This is a genomic window from Methanocalculus sp. (assembly GCF_029762515.1).
GTDB lineage: Archaea > Halobacteriota > Methanomicrobia > Methanomicrobiales > Methanocorpusculaceae > Methanocalculus.
Genome location: NZ_JARVGN010000272.1, coordinates 1 through 3,251 on the forward strand (window position 1 = coordinate 1; position 3,251 = coordinate 3,251).

Here is a 3,251-nt window from a genome sequence, read left to right on the forward strand (position 1 = left end):
AGCGTGCTGAAGATACCTCTGTTTCTAAAATCGGGGTGAACCATTACATTGGTAACCAGACCTGAAGGTATGATTTCCTTCTCACCATAGGATTGGAGATAGAGTTGCATCGGCATGAGAGAGAGAGAACCGATAATTGAATTTCCGGAATTTGCTATATAGATCTGGTGCTTCTCTCCATTTCCAAATGGACTTTCAGCGTATTTCCATCTCCATGCGTTCTCAGAAGCGGGTTTATTGAAACTACGTTCATACAGAGCCAGCCATTGGCAAAGGTCTTTGGTTGAGCGTGGATCCAGTGTGCGGTAATCGATGTCCATCTGGAATCACCAATATTCTTGTCGTAAAATCTATGGCTGAAATAATCCATTCTTTCCTAATTCTGATTTAATTGCATCATAGACGTCGAACGGAAATATTAATCATAAACATTACTTCTTCGAAATATTAGAAAAATTTAACTCAAATAATATTCGCCGGATTCTTCATTCAGTATGTCGTTGTTAACAATTGCTTTGGTAATTATACTTCGATATATTTTTTGAGGAACAAACGCAAGAAATGGCTTAATGTCTTCTAAACAAAAAATATAATACGCGTCGTCTTGATGAAATTTTATAAACTCCAACAGTACTTCTAATTTATAAGCCCGATTATGATCCCCCCTTAATACTGAGATCAGGTGGCGCATGTCATTAAATATGATATTTCGACACCTAATCCCAACCTTGTAGTCAAGTGAGAAATCAAGATCTCCTTCATTGACCATTCTGTATAAAAGATAAGGAAAATCAACACCGGCGGTTAAGGCAGCCTGCATGGATGCCCAGAATCTCGGATTTATCTCCACTATTTTTGGTTTTCCATCCCTTTCATCGATAATGACATCCACATCAGCAATCCCATAATAGTCAAGCGATTCCAGCAACTTGATACTGATTTTCAGAACATCCGGTTGATGCACCGTCTCTATGCAACAGGCTGGACCTGTCTCAATCGGATAATTCCGTGCCTCTTTAAGGACGCAAACCCTTCTGACTTTGGAATCCCTGTTGAGGATGCATCCAACGGTATATTTTTCGAAAAATGGGATTTTTTCCTGTATAATGGAAGGCCCGTACCGCCTCAGGACAGAATCATAGGCATCTCTTAGTTTATCAGATTCGTATACGAATGTAATTCCGTTTCCTCCCGACATTCTGGTCGGTTTAATTGTAACTGGATATTCAATTTCATTCTTAATCCGATTAATATCATCAACGGATTCGACGAAGTATGTTTTCGGACATGAGACTTTATTCTCAATTGCATGTTCCATCAATGACGCTTTATTCATTACCTTCGAAAGAACAGAGAAGTCGCTGAAAGGCAATTGGCATTTCAAATCCGTCTTCTTCTGCGCGAGAATTGCTATAAGTTTTTCGTCAAGTGGCATGACGATATTGTTCTGAGACAATTTGTGGAAAAAGTTAATGTCGTGATTACAGACAACCTTGTTGGTGCAATATTTCGAATAAAAGGCGATAGCATGATTCTTCCTCGAGATTAACGTTGATTTAATACCCTTTTTTCCAAGAGATCGCGCAACTGCGAGGGCTACAGAACTTTCAGCTGAGGGAATAATTACATGCATTTTATTCGCCATAGTAAGATACACTTCCTCCCTTTCTGGGAATGAATCAGAAAAATTCTTTTTTTCAGATTGTATTAATTAAAATATATTCAAGTGGCTATCTAACCGAATAACATTAGGTGCATCCACCTGTGCTATAAAGCCACCGAATCGCGTTTGATGATCGTTTAAACAATAAGATCTGTTAACCAAAATTTTTGCACTGTACGAATGAAGTTCTGATCTAAGTGCTTTATCCAAGCAGCAAATTGGGTAGAATTATTGTTCTTACGTTTTTTTCAGAATGTTTGACAGTAGTTTTAAGTGGTAAGAATCATACTTCAATGCTGAGTACCAGATCTCGATATCAGGGTTATATTTTGATTTGAAATGCCTGAGTCGTGGATCAACGCCTGCGTCCATTATTTCGTAGTAGTCAAAGCCACTGTTGCATGCCCACGTGATTGTATCCCACTGCACCAGATCATTGGGGGATAATCCCCTTATATCGCTTTTCGAGAGACCTACCCATGAATATACGACGTCTTTGTGGAACAATACTATATTTCCTGCAACTTTTTGACCTTCATACAGAGCGATGAATAGCTTCATGTTGGAAGGGTAGAATGTGTCAAACAGATCATACAGGTAGTCTATACTCCCTGATGTTGATAACCCTTGTTCGGTCATTCTGTTTGAAAGAGATTTATGGATAAATTCAATATCCTCTCGGCCCCCTGCCTGAATTCTGATTCCTTCTTTGATTGCTTTTTTTATGTTACTTCGCAATTTCTTTTCAAATCCCTCCCACACTTGTTCTTTGCCATTTTTCAGATTGATCCTGTAAGTATAAAGCGGATCAACTTCGTATCCTGACCACTTGAAAGGTCTTGCGTCGTTTAGGCGAGGAGGTGTTCTGATTCTTACGTATTTGCACTTAAGCTGAGAAAATAGGAAATCATCAACAGCTTCTTGAACAAACAGGGAGAGACTCTCTTTATTGTCCTGCTTCATGGCTTCGATGCCTGGAATGACCGGGCCTAGATAGGGTAAATAGGCTCCCGATGTTGGAGATAATGCAACATGAATATGCATCTTTTTTTGAACGAATACAGGATAAATAGCGACGAGTGTCGTTCCTTTATAGCACATCAGAGGATAGAGGGTTGTGTCTGTATGTTTCTCGACGATCTTTAACCAATTCCATGTATGAAAGAGAGTGCTGTGATGGGCACTTTCAACAGCGGCATTCCATTGTTCTGCGTCGTTTTCCGTTGCGATACTAATTTTTTGAGCCATTTCGAACCTGTTTATCTAGATAAAAACTTATTAATCTCAACGCATATCAATCATGTGAAATCTTTTTAGCAGCGACTTTTAGCGTCGGAAAAACACTTCTTTGTTAATAGATCGTATTTTACATTCCTGAGAAAGGATAGATGTGACGTTATATTGTTCATTGATTGCCACCAATGAGATTTTTTGATCCGCATTACGGATATGTGCGAAAGGTTCAGCGTCCAAAGTTTCACTAAATATGAATGTGTTGAATGGCGGGACGTTCTCTTCCCTCGTATGAATATCTGCAATCGTCATTAGTCGGTTTTATCCATTACCATTCATCGAGGAAAGTCCTGCG

The 3,251-nt window shown here is 39.2% G+C and carries 3 protein-coding genes; all 3 read right to left on the minus strand.

The genetic code is table 11. From position 1 onward, the window contains the following. Positions 1–320, minus strand: a 320-nt coding sequence (locus QCH34_RS09455) for a GNAT family N-acetyltransferase (protein ID WP_300333291.1), incomplete at its 3' end; no start/stop codon positions are given. 137 nt (positions 321–457) lie between these two features. Further along, positions 458–1,435: an ATP-grasp domain-containing protein gene (locus QCH34_RS09460; RefSeq protein ID WP_300333293.1), complete on the minus strand. Its 978-nt coding sequence runs from the start codon at positions 1,433–1,435 to the stop codon at positions 458–460. A gap of 465 nt (positions 1,436–1,900) precedes the next feature. Next, on the minus strand, positions 1,901–2,911 hold the full coding sequence (locus tag QCH34_RS09465) for a GNAT family N-acetyltransferase (protein WP_300333295.1): 1,011 nt from the start codon (positions 2,909–2,911) through the stop codon (positions 1,901–1,903). Positions 2,912–3,251 lie beyond the last annotated feature (340 nt).